General features: G+C 58.3%; 23 protein-coding genes. 13 read left to right on the forward strand and 10 right to left on the reverse strand.

Features of this window, described 5'->3' with window-relative positions; all coding sequences use genetic code 11:
- The first annotated feature begins 63 nt into the window (after positions 1-63).
- A complete protein-coding gene (locus ACOQOY_RS06475) occupies positions 64-714 on the forward strand; it encodes a DnaJ domain-containing protein (RefSeq protein WP_420584646.1) in 651 nt (216 codons plus the stop codon).
- 53 nt (positions 715-767) lie between these two features.
- On the opposite strand, the gene ACOQOY_RS06480 is transcribed toward ACOQOY_RS06475, so the two are convergent.
- Positions 768-1,286 carry a YHS domain-containing (seleno)protein gene (locus ACOQOY_RS06480; protein WP_420584647.1) on the reverse strand — a complete coding sequence of 173 codons (519 nt, stop codon included), beginning with the start codon at positions 1,284-1,286 and terminating at the stop codon, positions 768-770.
- A gap of 232 nt (positions 1,287-1,518) precedes the next feature.
- Here ACOQOY_RS06480 and yghU point away from each other — a divergent pair, with 232 nt between their 5' ends.
- Positions 1,519-2,397, forward strand: coding sequence for a glutathione-dependent disulfide-bond oxidoreductase (yghU, locus tag ACOQOY_RS06485; protein ID WP_420584648.1), 879 nt, complete (start codon positions 1,519-1,521; stop codon positions 2,395-2,397).
- Positions 2,398-2,514: 117 nt separating this feature from the next.
- The gene (locus ACOQOY_RS06490; protein ID WP_420584649.1) at positions 2,515-3,471 is read left to right on the forward strand and encodes an IS1595 family transposase; all 957 of its coding nucleotides are present in this window, start codon (positions 2,515-2,517) and stop codon (positions 3,469-3,471) included.
- A gap of 4 nt (positions 3,472-3,475) precedes the next feature.
- Here ACOQOY_RS06490 and ACOQOY_RS06495 read toward each other — a convergent pair whose 3' ends face one another.
- Together ACOQOY_RS06495 and ACOQOY_RS06500 are read right to left on the reverse strand one after the other, a co-directional pair.
- Positions 3,476-4,264 (reverse strand): SseB family protein, encoded by a 789-nt coding sequence (locus ACOQOY_RS06495; protein ID WP_420584650.1) that lies wholly within the window; start codon positions 4,262-4,264, stop codon positions 3,476-3,478.
- Positions 4,257-4,844 (reverse strand): uracil-DNA glycosylase family protein, encoded by a 588-nt coding sequence (locus ACOQOY_RS06500; RefSeq protein ID WP_420584651.1) that lies wholly within the window; start codon positions 4,842-4,844, stop codon positions 4,257-4,259. The genes ACOQOY_RS06495 and ACOQOY_RS06500 overlap by 8 nt, the downstream gene beginning before the upstream one ends.
- 218 nt (positions 4,845-5,062) lie before the next feature.
- On the opposite strand from ACOQOY_RS06500, the gene ACOQOY_RS06505 reads away from it, so the two are divergent.
- The 4 genes from ACOQOY_RS06505 to ACOQOY_RS06520 are packed head-to-tail and all read left to right on the forward strand — an operon-like array spanning position 5,063 to position 9,624.
- Complete coding sequence (locus ACOQOY_RS06505) at positions 5,063-5,722, forward strand: ABC transporter ATP-binding protein (protein WP_420584652.1); 660 nt, start codon at positions 5,063-5,065, stop codon at positions 5,720-5,722.
- Positions 5,700-7,274, forward strand: a complete 1,575-nt coding sequence (locus tag ACOQOY_RS06510; protein WP_420584653.1) for a capsule biosynthesis protein — start codon at positions 5,700-5,702, stop codon at positions 7,272-7,274. The genes ACOQOY_RS06505 and ACOQOY_RS06510 overlap by 23 nt, the downstream gene beginning before the upstream one ends.
- 5 nt (positions 7,275-7,279) lie before the next feature.
- Positions 7,280-8,113 (forward strand): 3-deoxy-8-phosphooctulonate synthase, encoded by an 834-nt coding sequence (gene kdsA, locus ACOQOY_RS06515; RefSeq protein ID WP_420584654.1) that lies wholly within the window; start codon positions 7,280-7,282, stop codon positions 8,111-8,113.
- Between the two features lie 14 nt (positions 8,114-8,127).
- Positions 8,128-9,624 (forward strand): phosphomannomutase/phosphoglucomutase, encoded by a 1,497-nt coding sequence (locus tag ACOQOY_RS06520; RefSeq protein WP_420584655.1) that lies wholly within the window; start codon positions 8,128-8,130, stop codon positions 9,622-9,624.
- 39 nt (positions 9,625-9,663) lie between these two features.
- On the opposite strand, the gene ACOQOY_RS06525 is transcribed toward ACOQOY_RS06520, so the two are convergent.
- Positions 9,664-11,604, reverse strand: a complete 1,941-nt coding sequence (locus ACOQOY_RS06525; protein ID WP_420584656.1) for an AsmA family protein — start codon at positions 11,602-11,604, stop codon at positions 9,664-9,666.
- 96 nt (positions 11,605-11,700) lie between these two features.
- On the opposite strand from ACOQOY_RS06525, the gene rimO reads away from it, so the two are divergent.
- Together rimO and ACOQOY_RS06535 are read left to right on the forward strand one after the other, a co-directional pair.
- Positions 11,701-13,089, forward strand: coding sequence for a 30S ribosomal protein S12 methylthiotransferase RimO (gene rimO / locus ACOQOY_RS06530; protein ID WP_420584657.1), 1,389 nt, complete (start codon positions 11,701-11,703; stop codon positions 13,087-13,089).
- A 100-nt stretch (positions 13,090-13,189) separates the two neighbouring features.
- On the forward strand, positions 13,190-13,534 hold the full coding sequence (locus ACOQOY_RS06535; protein ID WP_420584658.1) for a hypothetical protein: 345 nt from the start codon (positions 13,190-13,192) through the stop codon (positions 13,532-13,534).
- Positions 13,535-13,627: 93 nt separating this feature from the next.
- On the opposite strand, the gene ACOQOY_RS06540 is transcribed toward ACOQOY_RS06535, so the two are convergent.
- Positions 13,628-13,816, reverse strand: coding sequence for a hypothetical protein (locus ACOQOY_RS06540; protein WP_420584659.1), 189 nt, complete (start codon positions 13,814-13,816; stop codon positions 13,628-13,630).
- A gap of 228 nt (positions 13,817-14,044) precedes the next feature.
- On the opposite strand from ACOQOY_RS06540, the gene ACOQOY_RS06545 reads away from it, so the two are divergent.
- Positions 14,045-14,287 (forward strand): CDGSH iron-sulfur domain-containing protein, encoded by a 243-nt coding sequence (locus ACOQOY_RS06545; protein WP_420584660.1) that lies wholly within the window; start codon positions 14,045-14,047, stop codon positions 14,285-14,287.
- On the opposite strand, the gene ACOQOY_RS06550 is transcribed toward ACOQOY_RS06545, so the two are convergent.
- The 4 genes from ACOQOY_RS06550 to ACOQOY_RS06565 all read right to left on the reverse strand — a co-directional run bounded on the left by ACOQOY_RS06550 (position 14,288) and on the right by ACOQOY_RS06565 (position 16,001).
- Positions 14,288-14,548, reverse strand: a complete 261-nt coding sequence (locus ACOQOY_RS06550; RefSeq protein WP_420584661.1) for a DUF6455 family protein — start codon at positions 14,546-14,548, stop codon at positions 14,288-14,290. It lies immediately after the preceding gene.
- 59 nt (positions 14,549-14,607) lie between these two features.
- A complete protein-coding gene (locus ACOQOY_RS06555) occupies positions 14,608-14,859 on the reverse strand; it encodes a DUF6455 family protein (protein ID WP_420584662.1) in 252 nt (83 codons plus the stop codon).
- 69 nt (positions 14,860-14,928) lie between these two features.
- The gene (locus ACOQOY_RS06560) at positions 14,929-15,297 is read right to left on the reverse strand and encodes a YigZ family protein (protein ID WP_420584663.1); all 369 of its coding nucleotides are present in this window, start codon (positions 15,295-15,297) and stop codon (positions 14,929-14,931) included.
- Complete coding sequence (locus ACOQOY_RS06565; RefSeq protein ID WP_420584664.1) at positions 15,294-16,001, reverse strand: M48 family metallopeptidase; 708 nt, start codon at positions 15,999-16,001, stop codon at positions 15,294-15,296. The genes ACOQOY_RS06560 and ACOQOY_RS06565 overlap by 4 nt, the downstream gene beginning before the upstream one ends.
- 121 nt (positions 16,002-16,122) lie before the next feature.
- On the opposite strand from ACOQOY_RS06565, the gene ACOQOY_RS06570 reads away from it, so the two are divergent.
- The 3 genes from ACOQOY_RS06570 to ACOQOY_RS06580 all read left to right on the forward strand — a co-directional run bounded on the left by ACOQOY_RS06570 (position 16,123) and on the right by ACOQOY_RS06580 (position 17,804).
- A complete protein-coding gene (locus tag ACOQOY_RS06570; RefSeq protein WP_420587220.1) occupies positions 16,123-16,371 on the forward strand; it encodes a hypothetical protein in 249 nt (82 codons plus the stop codon).
- A gap of 159 nt (positions 16,372-16,530) precedes the next feature.
- Positions 16,531-17,109: a nitroreductase family protein gene (locus tag ACOQOY_RS06575; protein WP_420584665.1), complete on the forward strand. Its 579-nt coding sequence runs from the start codon at positions 16,531-16,533 to the stop codon at positions 17,107-17,109.
- The gene (locus ACOQOY_RS06580; protein ID WP_420584666.1) at positions 17,106-17,804 is read left to right on the forward strand and encodes an EI24 domain-containing protein; all 699 of its coding nucleotides are present in this window, start codon (positions 17,106-17,108) and stop codon (positions 17,802-17,804) included. The genes ACOQOY_RS06575 and ACOQOY_RS06580 overlap by 4 nt, the downstream gene beginning before the upstream one ends.
- Positions 17,805-17,807: 3 nt before the next feature.
- On the opposite strand, the gene ACOQOY_RS06585 is transcribed toward ACOQOY_RS06580, so the two are convergent.
- Positions 17,808-18,083, reverse strand: a complete 276-nt coding sequence (locus ACOQOY_RS06585) for a DUF1467 family protein (RefSeq protein ID WP_420584667.1) — start codon at positions 18,081-18,083, stop codon at positions 17,808-17,810.
- Positions 18,084-18,099 lie beyond the last annotated feature (16 nt).

Genomic DNA, 18,099 nt, shown 5'->3' on the forward strand with positions numbered 1-18,099 from the left:
GACATATTCGTGAGCGCCCTCAAACTGACGCTGTGTAATGTTTTTTTAATGAGTGATTTGGGTATGGAACCTGTTGAAAAGATTGCGGCGCGCGCCGATGCGTTAAACGCCCTTGGTCTGGATCAGAATGCGGGATCGGATGATATCCGCGACGCATGGCGCCATATCGCCTTTCATGCGCATCCCGATCACAAAAACGGCGATTGCACCAACTTTTCCCGGGCCAAGGAAGCCTATGACTTTTTACGCAGCGAAGGGCTGACGACCAAGGGGCGCGTACCGGGTAAACCGCGGCGACCAAAGCTGCGCAAGCGTGTGGTCGAGCTTGAAACCGCCGACATTGACGCCTGCCGTGTGCTGTTGAACACCGCTTTGGCACATAGTGTCGACGGAGCAGATGACGCTGAGGCCGCACAGGTCGTAGAAGCGGACCACGTTCCCGAAGCGGTCGGGTTCCACGGTCGTCATCTGACCTACTTCGTATCGACACCGGTTTGCCGGGGGGCCAACCGGGTGGCGTTACCGACATCGTTTCTGGCCTCGGCCCGGCGGCTGGAAACCGAAGTGCTGAGCTTTCAATCCAACGATGCAGGGGCCGGTGAGGTTGTGGTTCCGGATGCGATTACGGAACGCAAATTCCCCGGTGCCAAAAGCGTTCGCATAAAATTCGACGCAGATCAGCAAATGCGCGACGATTTTTGGCTGGCAAGCTGATACGAAAAAACCCGGCCTGGTGAGGCCGGGTCTGATCTTCGTGAGTGGTAAGCTTAGTTGGTGATCGGGCCTGCCGATGTAAATTTCGGGATCACGCTGCCCGACGCACCGTCGGATTCGATGCCCGGCCAGTTGCCTTCGGCCAGGTTGATGTTGCCCGGGACGTCTTCTTCCCAGAAACCAACAACCACGTCTGTGATGTTCAGATACAGAGTGTCGTCAACAATGCGCCACAGGTTCGGGTTTGCCGGAACCTTGCCGCCGCGCGATACACCATATGCACAGTGGCCGTCATATGCCGGAGCGTAATAGGCTGGGTTTTCCAGGAATTTGTCGCGGTTTTCTTCGCTCGAAAACGCCCAGGTCGCACCGTTGTATTCTGCGGTGATATCTGCACGGCCTCGCACGGCCTCGGGCTGCGATTGGCCAACCGGTGCCTGATCCAGGCTGCGATAGGCCACAACGTCATAACCCGACACGGCAAATCCGGTGCCGTCGATATACTGATCCCCGGCAAAGGCGGGTACGGCGAGGGTCAGAGCGGTGGCAAGGGTCAGGGCAAAGCGTTTCATGTGGTCAATCCTTTTGTCCTTCGGGGTTTTGGGTCTGGACTGACAATAAGTATTTTCTCTGCCATGGGCAGTCCCCCTCGCGCCGCTGTGACCGCGAATGAAGAAACGTGAGATGTTCGATCCTGTTTGTTACAAAACGGACCCGATGTCCGGGGTTGGACTCTGGTCTTTGCAACATTAGCTGTTGTGACGAACGGATGATTCACCTGAACTTTGCTGAGAAAGAGACCAGATGACCGAGCAATCCTCATACGAGCCCCCCAAAGTCTGGACATGGGACAGTAAAAGCGGCGGCCAGTTTGCCAATATCAACCGCCCCATAGCGGGTGCCACGCATGATAAGGACCTGCCGGTCGGCAAGCACCCGTTGCAGCTGTATTCGCTGGCCACGCCGAACGGTGTAAAAGTGACCGTCATGCTGGAAGAACTGCTGGCCTTGGGCCATGAGGGCGCGGAATATAATGCCTGGCTCGTCAATATTGGTGAGGGCGATCAGTTCAGCTCGGGCTTTGTCGAGGCCAACCCGAACTCGAAAATCCCGGCCCTGTGGGATCGTTCAGGGGATGAGCCTACGCGCGTGTTCGAAAGCGCCTCGATCCTGTTTCATCTGGCCGAGAAATTCGACGCCTTCTTACCGAAGTCTGGGCCAGAGCGGACAGAGGTCATGAACTGGGTATTCTGGCAGATGGGAAGCGCTCCTTATCTGGGCGGTGGCTTTGGTCACTTCTACGCCTACGCCCCAGAGAAATGGGAATACCCTATCAACCGTTTCGCGATGGAGGCCAAGCGCCAACTGGACGTGCTGGATCGGCAACTTGCCGAGACGACCTATATCGCAGGCGAAGACTATACTATCGCCGATATGGCGATCTGGCCTTGGTACGGCCAGTTGGTTTTGGGCCGCCTCTACAGCGCCGCCGAATTCCTCGACGTTGAGTCCTATGAAAACGTGCTGCGTTGGGCCAAGGCGATCGACGCACGCCCCGCCGTTCAGCGTGGCCGCATGGTCAACCGCGCATTTGGTGAGCCGCATACCCAACTACACGAACGCCATGACGCGAGCGACTTTGAGACCCGCACGCAGGACAAGCTGGAACCTGCGGCGGAATGAACTCACTGGCCTCGCGGCTTCGACAGCTGCGGGGCATTTATTTTGGCTCAGTTCGTAAATCGTATGCAAGCTTCACGTTTCTGATATGATCTTGGGAAAATCGAGGAGGTATTGACAGTGGATCACAAGCAGTTTCAGGAGTGGTTATCCCGCATAGACGGTCTCAGTCTGGCGCAGAGGCAGCAAGCACAGGCTGTGTTGCTGGGGGAAACTGAGCCATCCGCTTCGCTGGCAGCGATCGAAGCGCGCGTCGCCGAGGACCGTGAGTGCCCGCATTGTGGCACGCCTGGCGCGGTTTCGCGGGGCAAGGCCCGAGGGCTACAGCGGTATCAATGCAAGACCTGCAACAAGACTTTCAACGCGGCAACGGGCACGGCTTTACAGGGCCTGCACAAGAAGGACAGATGGCTCGCCTTTGGGGGCTGCCTTGCGGATGGGCTGACCGTTCGCGCGTCTGCAAAGCGCTGTAATTTTGCCGTCTCTACGGCGTTTCGTTGGCGGCACCGATTTTTAGGCACGAAGGACCAGGACCCTCCAAAACTCAAGGGCATTGTCGAAGCCGACGAGACCTATGTTCTCAAGAGCCGCAAGGGCGATCGCAAACTTGATCGCAAGGCGCGCCGCAGGGGCGGCAAGGCCAGCAAGCGCGGTCTGTCAGACGAACAGGTTCCGATATTGGTTGCCGTGGACCGAGGCGGCACAACGGCGTGTTCCGTCCTTCCATCTGTCACAGCTGACAGCATACACAGCGTTCTGGAACCCCGGATTGATGATGACATCCTTCTGGTCACTGATGGAAACAACGTTTACCCGCCCTGCGCCAAGTCACTTGGGGTCAGACACGAAGCATTGAACCAGTCCGCCGGTGAACGGGTGCGTGGGGTGGCTCACATACAAACAGCCAACAATCGGCACAGTGGGTTGAAGGACTTCCTGCGCCGCTATCGCGGCGTTTCGAGCAAATACCTCGAAAACTACCTGCGATGGTTCGAACGGTGTGACCTGCTGAAATCATCGGCCAGATCCTGTCTCGCGACCGCGATTGGGACCTCATGCACACAATTTGCGAACTGAGCCTTTATTTTAGAACCGGCGGTTTATCCGGGTCACTGCCCGGCGCAATGTGCTGAACAACCCGCTCTTCGGGTTGCGGCAGGTCGAATTTCAAACCGACCTTCGCCAGAGAGGCCGCGGCAGGTTCATGCGCGGCGAAAAAGCCCACATCCATCGCCCCGGCTTCGATTCCGGAAAACGTCAACGCCTCGGATGCGGCTTTGGCCAATGCAGGTTCTGCACCGTTCACTGCGCCGACGAACCCCAACAAATGGCCCGCACCGCCGTCCTCGGATTTTGTACCCACCAGATAAGCAGCTTGTGCCAACCCCACTGCTGTGGCCAGCTTTGCGTCCAAGGCCGTCAGCAGATGATCTGGCAAGCCCGCTGGCGGCAGAAACGCGGCCAGGCGCTGCTCGACCACTTCAGGGGCATGGTCCAAAGTTGCGGCCAGCCACGCCAGAGCTTCAGCCGGGATCAACATTGACGAAGGCGCGACCTCAAGGTTCAGCCCCAATCCGATCCCCTGCCCTGACAGCATCGCCGACAACACCCGCCCCGACAGTGCGACGTAAGGCACGGGGCGTTCGGCGAACCGGGCCAGCCTATCCTCGCGGTCAAAGGCCAACACAAAGCGACCATCGGCGACATCGAACAACTCGGGCGAGATGTTCTCGCCCTGTGCTTCTTCGGTCAGCATCAAAAAAAGCTCACTATCGGCAAGCCGTTCAAAGAACCGAAGGCGTGCCGCATCATCCTGCGGGCTGGCCTCCATCGCGGCATGGGCGGCATCCAGGGCCGTAGTCTCAGTCATTCAGAACCTCTTGCACCCGCGCGCGCAGAACTGGCAGCAATTCAGCCTCGAACCACGGGTTTTTCTTCAGCCATGCCGTATTCCGCCACGACGGATGAGGCAAGGGGAACACGCGCGGCGCATGGTCCCTCCATCCGCGCACCGTGTCGGTCACGGCGGTGCGCGTGCCAAGGTGATATTTATGTGCATGGCCACCGACCAGAACGGTCAGCGGCATGTCACCAAGGTCGTGCATGACCCTGTCGTGCCATGTCTGCCCACAGATCGGCGGCGGCGGCAAATCGGCATTGCGCGCATTATAGCCGGGAAAACAAAACGCCATGGGCACAATCGCCACGCGGTTCCGGTCATAGAACGTGGCCTCGTCGACCCCCAGCCAATCGCGCAACCGATCCCCCGAAGGATCAGTGAAAGGACGGCCCGACGCATGCACGCGCGCACCCGGAGCCTGCCCTGCGATCAGCAGTCGTGCGCCCCGTTGAAACCAGACCACCGGGCGCGGCTCGTGTGCGGTATGCGTGGCACGAAACCTGTCGGCGCACAAACGGCAGGCGCTTATTTCTTTCTGCAACGCATTCATAAGATCGCAAGAACTCCTGCATCAGACTGGTTCCGAGTCGGAAGGAAAGATAATCAGCGCGCGGGCCGCGGCCAACCGTTGCAAAAGTCACAATCACAAAAGGCGGTACCGAAGCGCATTGATCATTTGTTTCACAATTCGACATAATGTAGCCAACATGGATCGGTAGCGCAGATGCGATACAGCCGGCACGAAACACGGAACTGAGCAGACCGCACATGCTGGAATTCGAGAATGTCAGCAAATCCTTCTGGACCGGGACACGCCGTAAGGTGATCCTGGACCGGGTCTCGTTCCGGATTGAGCTGGGGCGTTCGATTGGCATCCTCGCCCCAAACGGAACCGGCAAGACGACGCTTATCAACATGATGGCCGGACTGGAAAAACCCGATGAGGGCGTGATCCGCAAGGACTGCCGGATTTCTTTTCCAATGGGGTTTACCGGCGGGGTGGCGACCCGGCTTTCAGCTTTGGAAAACGCCCGCTACATCGCCAAAATCTATGGCATGGACCCCGACTATGTCGAAGCTTACTGCAAGTGGCTGTGCGGGTTGGGTGAGTATTTCGATCAACCGCTTGGGACCTATTCCTCGGGAATGCGCGCGCGGTTCACCTTTGCGCTGATGCTGGCGCTGGACTTCGACATGTATCTGATTGATGAAGGGATGCCCGCGACCACGGATGTCGAGTTCAACAGAAAAGCGGGGGACATCCTGAAAGAACGCCTGCGCACGACCACGCTTGTGATCGTTTCGCACAGCCCGGCGACGCTCGAGAAGTTTGCCCAGCAGGCGGCGGTTCTTCTGGACGGTCAGCTTTACATGTTTGAAACCTTGGAAGAGGCAAAACAGCTTTATGACTACCAAACCCAAGGCTAAAAAATATAGCTGGCGGCGGAACCGGCGGGGTGAGGGATCTCCGGATGCCCGCGCCGACGCGATTTCGCGTATCCGAAAGGCAACGCAACCTGCTGAGGCGGCCAATACGGCACCACCCTCGACCGACATCGAAGAGATCAAGCGCGAAGGCCTGACCGGTCGGCAATTGCGCGTGGCGCGGCGGCTGGCGCAGAAAAACGGCTTGGCGGCCACGTCGGACTACGACGCCGTGCGCCTGCTACGCGAACAGGGGATCGACCCATTTGAGCGCGCCAACTTGATGGATTTGGCGGCCGAAAAGAAGCAGGACGACGATCCGGCCAAGGACAAAATCACCATACAACTGCCGCAGACGGTCAAGGACACCCCGCAGAACCTGCCGGGACCCGAGATGAGTCCGGCAGAGCGGCGTAATCTGGAAATCGGAGAAATACAAAAGGACATTGCGCGCCGGCGCAGACGCAAGCTGTTTGCCCTGTTCGCTCGGCTGGCCGTTTTTGTCATGCTGCCAACGCTGATTGTCGGGATTTATTTCTATCGGATCGCGACACCCATGTACGCCAGCGATTCCGCGTACTCGATTCTTCAGGCCGATGGCGGTGGCGCGTCGTTCGGCGGTTTTCTGGCGGGGACGCAATACGCGACCGCGCAGGATTCGGTTGCAACGCAGGAATTTCTAGAATCCAAAGACGCGCTGGTCCGGTTGGAGCAGGACACCAACTTTTCGGAAATCTTCAAACAGGAATGGATCGACCCGATCCAGCGCTTGCCGCAGGATGCGAGCCTTGAGGATACCTATAAGCTGTACAAGCGGATGGTGACGATCGGCTATGACCCAAGCGATGGCATCATCCGGATGGAGGTTGCAGCCCCAACTGCCGATATCGCGGTCGAGTTGTCGAACCGTCTGCTCTCTTACGCCGAAGAAACCATCAATGGCCTGACCGAGCTAAAGCGCGAAGACCAGATGCGCGATGCCATTGCCAGTTTTGAACTTGCGCAGGAAGAACGCAGGAAAGCGCAGGAAGAACTGATCGAATTGCAGCTGCAAGGCGCGGTTCTGGACCCCGAGAATGTGCTGGCCGGCTTGCGCGGGCGCATCAATGAGATTGAATTTCTTTTGCAGGACAAAGAACTGCAACTGGCTGCGTTGCTGGACAATCTCCGACCGAACCAGGCCAAGGTCGATGGGGTGCAGGCAGACATTCAAAGGCTTGAGGCGGTGCTTGCGGAACTGAACGCCGAGATGCTGGATGTCTCGGCAGGCGAAAATTCGCTGGCGCGGCTCAGCGTTCGGATTCAGATGGCACAGGCCGACCTGGTGGCACGCGATATGATGCTACAGACCGCTATGCAGCAAATGGAAACCACCCGCACCGAGGCCAACCGCAAAGTGCGCTATCTGACGGTGTCGGTAAGACCTGTCGCAAGCCAGGAACCCACCTATCCGCGCAAGTTTGAAAATACGATTTTGGCTTTCCTGTTGTTTGCTGGTATCTACCTGATGATCTCGCTTACCGCGTCGGTCCTTCGTGAACAGGTATCCTCGTAAGACATATGAAACATGTAAAAATCTCCGACCTCACGGTCGGCAATGATCTGCCCCTGACGATCATTGCTGGCCCCTGCCAGCTTGAAACTGCCGATCACGCCCAGATGATCGCCGGCAAAATGAAAGACGCCTGCGACGCCGCCGGTGCGCAGTACGTATTTAAAGCCTCGTACGACAAGGCGAACCGGACGTCTTTGTCAGGCAAGCGGGGCATGGGGATTGATGCCGGGCTGAAGGTTCTGGATGACATCCGCAAGACGATGGGCATCCCGGTTCTGACCGACGTGCATACCGAAGCTCAGTGCGCCATTGCCGCCGAGGCAGTCGATGTTCTGCAAATTCCGGCCTTCCTGTGCCGTCAGACCGATATGCTGTTGGCGGCAGGCAACACCGGAAAAGCCGTGAACGTCAAAAAGGGCCAGTTCCTTGCCCCGTGGGAGATGACAAATATCGTCACCAAAGTCGAAAGCACCGGCAATCAGAACATTCTGCTGACCGAACGCGGCACCTCATTCGGCTACAATACGCTTGTGGCCGACATGCGCGGTCTGCCGCAGATGGCAAAGACCGGGTATCCCGTGGTCATGGACGCCACACATTCGGTTCAGCAGCCCGGTGGTCAGGGCGGCTCGTCAGGTGGGCAGCGCGAATTTGCCCCCGTGATGGCCCGCGCGGCGGTGTCGTTGGGTGTGGGCGCTGTTTTCATCGAAACACATCAGGACCCCGATACGGCGCCTTCGGATGGGCCGAACATGATCCCTCTGGATCAGATGCCCCAATTAATTGACACATTGATGCGATTTGATGCGCTGGCCAAGGCCAACCCGATTCAGATTTGATAACGAGTAAAGCGATGACCAAACCCATCCCCGAGGTGACACCAAACACCTGGAGCTTTCTGCGTGACCCGATGATCAAGCCGACCGGGTTTCGCGAATATGACGCTCGCTGGAAATACCCCGAAGAGATCAACCTGCCCGGAATGACGGCGTTGGGCCTGGGTCTTGGCACCCAGATGCGCAGACGCGGGATCGCGCCTGTTATCGCAGTAGGCAACGATTATCGCGACTACTCCTTGTCGATCAAAAACGCGCTGATCCTGGGTCTGATGCAGGCTGGTATTCAGGTCAAGGACATCGGCCCCGCGCTCAGCCCGATGGCCTATTTCGCGCAGTTTCATCTGGATGTTCCAGCAGTGGCGATGGTTACGGCCAGCCACAACCCGAACGGCTGGACCGGCGTGAAGATGGGGTTTGAGCGTCCGCTGACCCATGGCCCCGATGAGATGTCAGAGCTGCGCGACATTGTTCTGAACGGCGAAGGTTCACCGCATGAAGGCGGGTCATACGAATTCGTCGAAGGCGTCAAAGAGGCTTATGTCGACGATCTGGTCGGTGACTTCAAAATGTCCCGCCCGCTTAAGGTCGTCTGCGCCACGGGCAACGGTACCGCCTCGGCCTTTGCACCTGAGATATTCGAACGAATGGGTGTTGAGGTCGTACCCAGCCATAACGAGCTGGATTACACCTTCCCCAACTACAACCCCAACCCAGAGGCGATGGAGATGCTGCACGACATGTCCGACAGCGTTAAATCCAGTGGCGCCGATCTGGCGCTTGGGTTTGACGGCGACGGTGACCGCTGCGGTGTTGTGGATGACGAAGGCGAAGAGATTTTCGCGGATAAGGTCGGCGTGATCATGGCTCGTGATCTGGCCAAGCTCTACCCGAATTCAACCTTTGTGGCCGACGTGAAATCAACCGGCCTGTTCGCCAGCGACCCCGAGTTGCAAGCGCATGGCATCAAGGCGGATTACTGGAAAACCGGCCACAGTCACATGAAGCGTCGGGTCAAGGAAATCAACGCCCTCGCCGGGTTCGAGAAATCGGGTCACTACTTCCTCGCCGAACCGATCGGGCGTGGTTACGACTGCGGCATGCGGGTGGCCGTGGAAATCTGCAAGCTGATGGACCGCAACCCGGACAAAAGCATGTCGGACCTGCGCAAGGCGTTGCCAAAAACATGGGCGACCCCAACCATGTCGCCCTATGCCGCCGACACTGAGAAGTATGACATCCTCAACCGGCTGGTCGACAAACTGGTTGCAAAGGCCGATGCGGGCGAAACCTTTGCCGGCCGCGCGATCAAAGAAGTTGTCACCGTCAACGGCGCGCGCGTCATTCTGGACAATGGCAGTTGGGGGCTGGTGCGCGCCTCGTCGAACACGCCAAATCTGGTCGTGGTGTGCGAAAGCAGCGACAGCGAAGAAGAAATGCGCGCCATCTTCGCCGATATCGACGCTGTGATCCGGACTGAACCGGGCGTGGGCGATTACGACCAAACGATCTGATCGAAACTTGGATGGGGCGCCCCGGTGCGCCCTATCGCTTTAATTTCCGCCCAGCAGTTTCAGCAGGCCCTTCTTTGCTTCTTCTTCAAGCTTGTTCTTCAGGGCATCCTCGACGCTTTCGGTATCTGTCACCGCGGTGCCAAGCTCATTTCCGACCCGGTCCAGAACCTGTTGTTTGGCGTCATCTTCCAGTTTTTTCAGCTGACCTTCGGCAGCAGCTTCGATCACCTTGCTCAGGTCTGGTTTGATGGACGGGTCGCTCCACGGCCCGACAATCCGAACCGGCACAGACAGGCCCTGCCCGGAATTGGCGCGCAGGGCAGTAGGCGTGAACAGGTAGTCGATTGTGCGACCACCGATATTCACCTGCCCGGATCCGTCGGCGCGGAAATTATCCAGCGACATCAGCAGATCATTATTGTTCAGCACGCCCTGATCCATGGTAAAACTGGCAGTCAGACTGTTGAAAACGGTCGTTCCGCCTGCCCCATTGGCACGCCCCATCAAACGGTCAAGATCAAAGCCCGAGATGACCCCCTGCCCCACATTCAGGCTGCCCTTTCCGCTGAGCGAGCGCATGATCTGGTCTTCGGTCTGACCAACGCCCAGAAACTCGAATTCCCCTGACCCGGTGCCGGAAAGGCGCTCGATCCCGCCCAGTGCAAACAGGGCCTGCTTAAGGTCAATCCCAGTTGCGTTGAGCTTGCCACCCACCGAAAGACCATTGCGATTATTGGCGACCACCTGCCCATTGACCTGCCCCCCATATAAGGTCGCGGGGTTCATTTTCAGAACCGCACGAGAACGGTCGAGCGACATCGTCAGGTCACTGGGGCCAAGCGCAACCTCAGGCAGGGTGATGGACGAGGCGGTCAGGCGAATTTCCCCATTCGCCAGCGCAAGAGCCGAGGCATCAATCGGTGCGGTGGACCAGCCCTCAGTTGGCGCGCCGGCTCCTCCGCCTGAGGGGGCGGACGTTTCGTTATATCGAGACAGATCCAGATCGCCGCCTTGAAGCCGCGCAGTTAGTTTTGGCGGTTCTGAAATCTCAATATCCGCCTCGCCGGTAAGGCGGTTATTGTCCAGCCGCGCCACCATCTCGCGCAGCGAAATCCGACCGTCGCTGGTATAGGTCATCCGGGCAGAAACATCTGCCGCACGGCCCAGCCCCAACGGCACCCCAACTCCAGCCTGACCGAAGGCGGCCAGCATCCTTTCAGTATCCGAAGTCTTGACCTCAAGCGCGCCATCCATGTCACCGGCCAGATTGACACGCCCGTCAAAGCCCACTTCTCCGCCCGGTGCGGTCAGGGCCAGTTCAAGCCCGGTGACAGCACCCGCCGCATAGGCGGGAAGATCAGGAATTTTGAGATCAACATTCACGTGGCCGCCCGGAACCGCTATCCGAGCCTCTGCAATCATCGGCGCGTCCGGCCCCGGCCAACTGGCCGACAGATCAACTCCGGCAAAATCAAACGTCGTCTCACCGTTTTCGACATAGAGCAGCCGCGCATTGGTTAGCTCCAGCCGGTCCAGCGTCACCGCGCTCGGCTGCGATGCCTGTGCAGATGTGCCACTTTCGGTATTGGCGGGAGTGGTCGCGCCGAACTCCCAATTGCCGCGCCCGTCCGATAGTTCAAGGCGCAGGGTCGGGTTTTCGGCGATCACCCGGCGGATGCGCAGGTCTCCATTGATCAGCGCAGCGGCATCCACGCCAATGGCTAAACTGTCCGCGCTGAGCATCGGCTCGGACCCTGCCCAGGAGGCATTTCCGAACGTGACTGCGCCTGTCTCCATCCCCAGAACCGGCCAGAAGGAGAGGTTCACATCTCCCGACAGCTTCAGTTCCCGTCCGGTTTCACTTTTGACCTGCTCGGCCAGAATAGCGGCCAGTTTGTCCCCCGGCATCAGCAGCAAAGCGCCGATCGCCAGGCCGAAAGCGACCACGAATAGGAAGAGAATGCGCAACAGCCACTTCATTTTTCTGCTCTCCGCTTATTGGGCATGCGTTAAAAAGATCATTCAAAGCCTAGCCCGCATTTGCAAGGGGAAGCGTTCCCCACTATATGCCGCGCCATGACCACGAACCCGCCAAACCTCCGCCCCGACCTGGCGCCTGCCGCCCGGATCACCGATACGCCCCGCCCGAACCAGCCAACCATTGGTATGGTGTCGCTGGGCTGCCCAAAGGCATTGGTGGATAGTGAGCGCATTCTGACCCGCCTGCGAGCGGAAGGATACGGGATTTCACCCGATTACGCGGGCGCCGATGCCGTGATTGTGAACACTTGCGGGTTCCTCGACAGCGCCAAGGCCGAGTCTCTGGACGCAATCGGAGAAGCTCTGGTCGAAAACGGCAAGGTTATCGTGACCGGCTGTCTGGGGGCCGAACCGGACTATATTCGCGAGCATCATCCCCGCATCATGGCGGTTACCGGGCCGCATCAATATGAGCAGGTTCTGGATGCGGTTCACGTGGCGGTTCCGCCCGATCCGGATCCGTTTGTGGATCTGCTGCCTGCGGCCAGTGTGCAGCTGACCCCGCGCCATTACAGCTATCTCAAGATTTCCGAGGGCTGTAACCATAAATGCAAGTTCTGCATCATCCCCGACATGCGCGGAAAACTGGCCAGCCGGCCCGCCCATGCTGTGCTGCGTGAAGCCGAGAAACTGGTCGACAATGGCGTGCGCGAACTTCTGGTGATCTCGCAGGACACGTCCGCCTACGGGCTGGACCGAAAATACGACGTGAACCCGTGGAAAGACCGCGAGGTGCGCAGCCACATCACTGATCTGGCGCGCGAGCTGGGACAATTGGATGCGTGGGTACGGCTGCACTATGTCTACCCCTATCCGCATGTGCGCGAGATGATCCCGCTGATGGCGGATGCGGGCTGTAATGTGTTGCCTTATCTGGATATTCCGTTCCAGCACGCACACCCGGACGTTCTGAAACGCATGGCCCGCCCTGCCGCCGCCGCCAAAACGCTGGATGAGATCGCGGCATGGCGCGCGACTTGCCCTGACATCACCCTGCGTTCAACCTTCATAGTCGGCTACCCCGGAGAGACCGAGGCCGAGTTCCAGAGCCTGCTGGACTGGATGGATGAGGCGCAGCTGGATCGCGTCGGCTGTTTTCAATACGAAAACGTCGATGGTGCGCGGTCAAACGATCTGCCCGACCATGTTCCCGCCGAGGTCAAACAAGAACGTTGGGACCGGTTCATGGAAAAGGCTCAGGCCATTTCCGAGGCCAAGCTGGCGGCCAAAGTCGGTCAGATCATGGACGTGATCGTGGACGAGGTCGATGATGAGGCCGCAACCTGCCGCACCAAATCCGACGCGCCTGAGATCGACGGGAACCTGTTCATCGACGAAGGGTTTGAGGCCCTCAAACCCGGCGACATCGTCTCGGTCGAGGTTGATGAGGCCGGTGAATACGATCTGTGGGGCAAATTGCGCTAACTCACCCCGGATCGGAGAAGCGTGAGGCAAGTTTATTGGCGTTTTAGGCGCGATCGGTGGATCATGTCAGGACATCTCAATTCGTATGAAGGAGGGTCCGATGTTTCGAATGCGTTCGTATGTTATGACATGTGTGGCGGCGCTCCTGGCTGTGCAGCTTTTTGCCGCCCCAGCCGCCGCGAACAGTATCAGTGTTCGTTCCGGTGGCTTTGTCGTGGTCGGCGGCAAAGCGTTCAAGCATCACCATCGCAGCAAGCATAAGGTGAAGAAATACTACGCCGCGCCCACAGTGCATCATCACAAAGCCCGCCCCAAAGTAGGTCACGTCAAGCCTGTGAAACGGCATCACAGGTCGTTCCGCAGGCACCACGGGAAACGGGTCTCGCCCTACTACGTTCCAAAGCGTTACGGCATTCGGCTACGCGGGTTTTCGCGATACAAATAGGCGGCGATCTTCAGGCAAGAAAAAACCGCCCTTCTCAGGCGGTTAACGGTGGCGATGGGCGGACGGCTACGGAAATAGCCGTCCGCGAAATTCTTACGAGGATACCGGGTTACACACGGTCTGGCCCGCTTCGGTCGTGGCCAGTTCTGTGCCAGCCGGGCAGCTCGGCGTGCCGAACTTGTCATACTCGGGCGTGATGTAAACCGGGGTCGGCTCTTCCTGCTGCGAGCAGGCCCCCAGAATCAGGGCAATCGCACCAACGGCAGCGAATTTGAGTTTCATGTCCGTCATTCCTCTATTACTTCTCTGATATTGCCCAATAATTCGGGGCCAATCTCAGGTTAAGACTTCGATAGTTATTTGGCAACAAATTCAATCACGGAAATGTGAATTCAGGCGAAACCACGCTTGCAGGTCATTCTGAAACAGCGGTTTTTTGTGCAAACGCTACCGTTTTGCTTAAATCGCCCTACACTGCCCAATGACATCAGCCAAAGTCGGAGAAGCCATATGTCAGACAGCCCCACCATCGCGCAGAAAGAACCCTATCCGGTCGAAGTGACCGAAGGGAAAACCTATTTCTGGTGTTCCTGCGGTAAATCCAGTCGCCAACCGTTCTGCGACGGATCACACAAAGGCAGCGGCTTTGAACCAATCAAGTACACGGCGGATAGCAGCAAAAAGGTCTTTTTTTGCGGTTGCAAGCACAGCGCCAAAGCTCCGCTATGCGATGGATCGCACTCCAAGCTCTGACTAGGTTTTCAACCCGTTCAGCACGTCAGCATTGGCGCAGAAGTCCGGGGCCAGAGGGGCCTCGGACTGTTGTTCGGCCAGCCACAGCACACAGTGTTCACTGCACTTTGAGGCGCGGCAACGTGTCACCAATTCGGCATAGCGGTCAGCGCTCAACCTCCCTTCTGACATCGCTTCTGTCAGCGAGATGTTCATGCAGCGCGCAACAGATCGGGTCAGCCAAAAGTGCTTTTCGACATCGCCCAGAACATCGCGTTGCATCTGATTGCCCTTCACCTAGACCGGATCGTGATCGGCCGCCGCATGAAAACCCTGAGTCATCAGGGCATCAGTTTGCTGAGCAAATCCTGATTCCGGCAATACTCTGGCGTATGCGAGACCGAGGCGTGCTGGTCCAGCAAACCCTGACAGTGCTCCGGGTTCGAGCACCCTGTGCATCGCAGCACTGCGTCCGAGAGTTGATCCATGGAAACATCGCCACCAATTGCTGCTTCTTGCAGGTCTACCCCCAGCTTGGTCGCCATTTGATCGACCAGACCGGCATGGCGTTTCAGAACGTCTCGGCTGTGCATGAGAAATCCTTTCCTGTCGCACGTCCGGAACAGGATAGTTCAATGCTCAGGTTTCGCATTTGACTCAAGTCAAGGTCCAACACCGATATGGTCGAGATAGGCCCGGGTTGCATCCTGCACCCTGCGGAATCGATCTCCACCCAGTTTCTTGCCGCCATACCAGCGGGTAACGATCACCACGTGATTGTCCAACCCGGCACGCTCAAGCATCCGCAAGATAACGATGCCTGCCCCGCTTTCGCCGTCATCAGCCTTCAGCGCCCCTGTCGGCAGAACGGCCGCCCAGGTGTTATGCGTGGCGCGGGCATAGGCCTTGTCTGATTTCAGGTCTTTCAACACCGCATCTACGTCTGCGCGGGTGGTGACGGTCGCACCCGAGACCGCGTATTTTGAGCCCCGATCCGTCAGGATAACGCCCAGCTGAGTCGGCGATGTCATTCAGTAAGCCCCAGCTGTCTTGCAGTGTCCTTGACGATCTGAATCCGCGCCGCATTCGGCGGGTGTGTTCCCAGGAACTGGTCCCCCGGATCGGGAATACGGTCGAAATACTTGGCGCCGATCAACGGGTTATAGCCTGCATTATAGGTAATGATTGTTCCCAACCGATCGGCCTCCAACTCGAACTCCTTGACGTTCACCTGCACGTTCACTTCGGCCCCCAGCTTTTGTGATCGTTCCAGATCGGCCCCGTCTTCGCCGTGCAGCTTGCCCAGACGGTCGAATATCGCAGCGCCTTCCTGCGCGTTTTGTGATTGACGGTCAATGTGCGCCAACACGTGATGCGCCGCCTCATGCCCCATCACGAACGCCAGCTCATCCGGGTTTTTGGTCGATTGAATCATCGAGCGGGTAAAAATGATCACCGGCTGATCCTTGTCGTCCAGGGTCTGAAACGCATTGGCCTCGGCGCGCGGGTCAAGATCGACCAGAATTGTGAAATCACAATTGCTGACCCGACGCTGTCGCAGACACTCGGCGCGTGCCTCCTTGCCGACCGTCTGACTGACCGAGCGGAACGTCTCGGCACGGGGCATTTCCTCAGGTGTAATCCCTGGCCAATCAGCGGCCGGAATCACACGCAGGCCATCCGCCGCGCAGGCCGACAGCAGCAGGGAAGCAAACAGAAAAATGAAATGGCGCATCAACTGTCCTTTGAGCCAATCAGGCGTTGCGTTCAACATAGCCGCAGCAACCGGGTTGTTCCACCGCGGTCTGTGCGTGAAACGGGTTGCATTGCAGTGCCTTGCCTTGCACTGTGCCCGTATGTTTTCGATTGAGCATGAATTCGACTCGACAGTCATTACTCTGGTGGACGAAGGCCCCAAACCTTTGCAAGAGGATGTGGTCATCAACAGCTTCGCCGAATGTGTGACGCTTGAACAATGGGACCCGCGCACAGAGCAGATGCAGAAAATCACCCTGTCACCGGAACAGGTACGGGATCTGGCAGCTGCGCTGGATCTGCCAGAAGGTGTGTATCAAATCCACGAGAAACCGGATCAGGACGCGTAGACAAGGAGCCGCTTTCGCGCAGCTTTGTTTGCCCAGCCGCTTCGGGGCTTGCGCTTGCAGGCCGTGGGTGAAATTGATCCGTCGATTGCAGCTGTTTGCACTTGAAACAGCTGAGGCGCTGAACCAGATACAATCTGCCCATGTAAAGGAAGTTTACATATGTCCCTCAAAAACCCGGCCGCTCTGGAGTTCCTGCAATCGCGCCGGTCCCGCCCTGCGAAAACGCTCATCGCCCCAGCCCCCACGCGGGATGAGCTGCTGCCCCTGCTGACCGCAGCCGCACGCAGCCCAGATCATGGCAAGCTTGAGCCTTGGCGGTTCATCGTGCTGGAAAAAGGCGCCATGCCGCGCCTGTCCGCGCTGACGCAGGAATGCGGAGTAGCGCTGGGCAAAACCGCCGAGGATATTGCCAAGGCGCAGATCCAGTTTGATATGGGCCAGCTGGCCGTCGCCGTGGTCGAGGTTCAGAAACCGTCCGAGAAAATTCCCGCGATCGAACAGACCTATTCCGCAGGGGCGGTTTGCCTTGCCTTGCTGAACGCGGCATTGGCGGCAGGCTGGGGTGCAAACTGGCTGTCGGGTTGGCAAACCCATGACCCTGCGTTCTGCCGTCAGGCCTTTGGATTGCAGGACAACGAACGCATCGCCGGTCTGATCCACATCGCGACCGAGGGCAATGTCCCGCCGGAACGCCCCCGCCCCGATGTTTCGGCACTGACCACCTGGCTTTCGGAATGATGATCCTCAACGCGTTCTTCGCGGCTCTTGGACAGATCGGAGACCCCAAATTCCGCTCGGTCCTGCTGCGCGGTGTTGGCCTGACGATCGTGCTGCTGATTGCGGCCTGTGCTGGTGCGATCTGGTTGATTAACTGGCTGTCCGGGGACGAGATTTCGCTGCCCTGGATCGGAGCAGTGCCGTGGTTGAACGACGTGCTGTCCTATTCCGGCATCTTCGTGGTGCTGATATTGCCAGTGTTCCTGATGGTGCCGGTGGCCTCAGCCATCACCTCTATGTTTCTGGACGAGGTCGCTCAGGCAGTTGAAGACAGGCACTACCCGACCTTGCCCACCGTTCCGGGCATTTCGCTGAGCGACGGATTGCGCGATGCGCTGGGGTTCCTGGGCGTGCTGATTGTCGCCAACCTGCTGGCGCTGATCCTCTATGTGATTTTCACTCCGCTTGCGCCGTTTATCTTTTGGGCGATGAACGGGTTCTTGCTGGGTCGGGAATACTTCACACTGGCTGCGATGCGCCGGATTGGCCGGGAGGGCGCGCGTAAGCTGCGCGCCAAGCACACGGCTACCATCTGGCTGGCCGGGACGCTGATGGCCATCCCGCTGTCGGTGCCGTTGGTGAATTTGGTGATCCCGATCCTCGGGGCCGCCACATTCACCCATATCTATCACAAGCTGTCAGGGCCAACGCCCTGACGCTTAATCGCGCGGTTCCAGCTGATTCAGCCAATCGAAGTCGCGCACCGAGATCACACCCGAAAGGATGATCCCCGCGATAATCGCCCACAGCACCACCGAGATACCGGTGGTGATCCACATCTTTTTCTTCATGTGATGCACTTCCGGTGCGCCCGCATGGGTACCCGGAACGATGTCGCCCAGATCGCCCTGCGTCTTGATCCGCACGGGCAGAACAACCAACAGCGTCATGAACCAGATAACGGCGAACAGAACCAGCGCAGCAGTGATCGTCATAGCAGCCTCTTTTGGG

Origin of the sequence: Ruegeria sp., from assembly GCF_965221235.1 — a bacterium.
Lineage (GTDB): Bacteria > Pseudomonadota > Alphaproteobacteria > Rhodobacterales > Rhodobacteraceae > Ruegeria.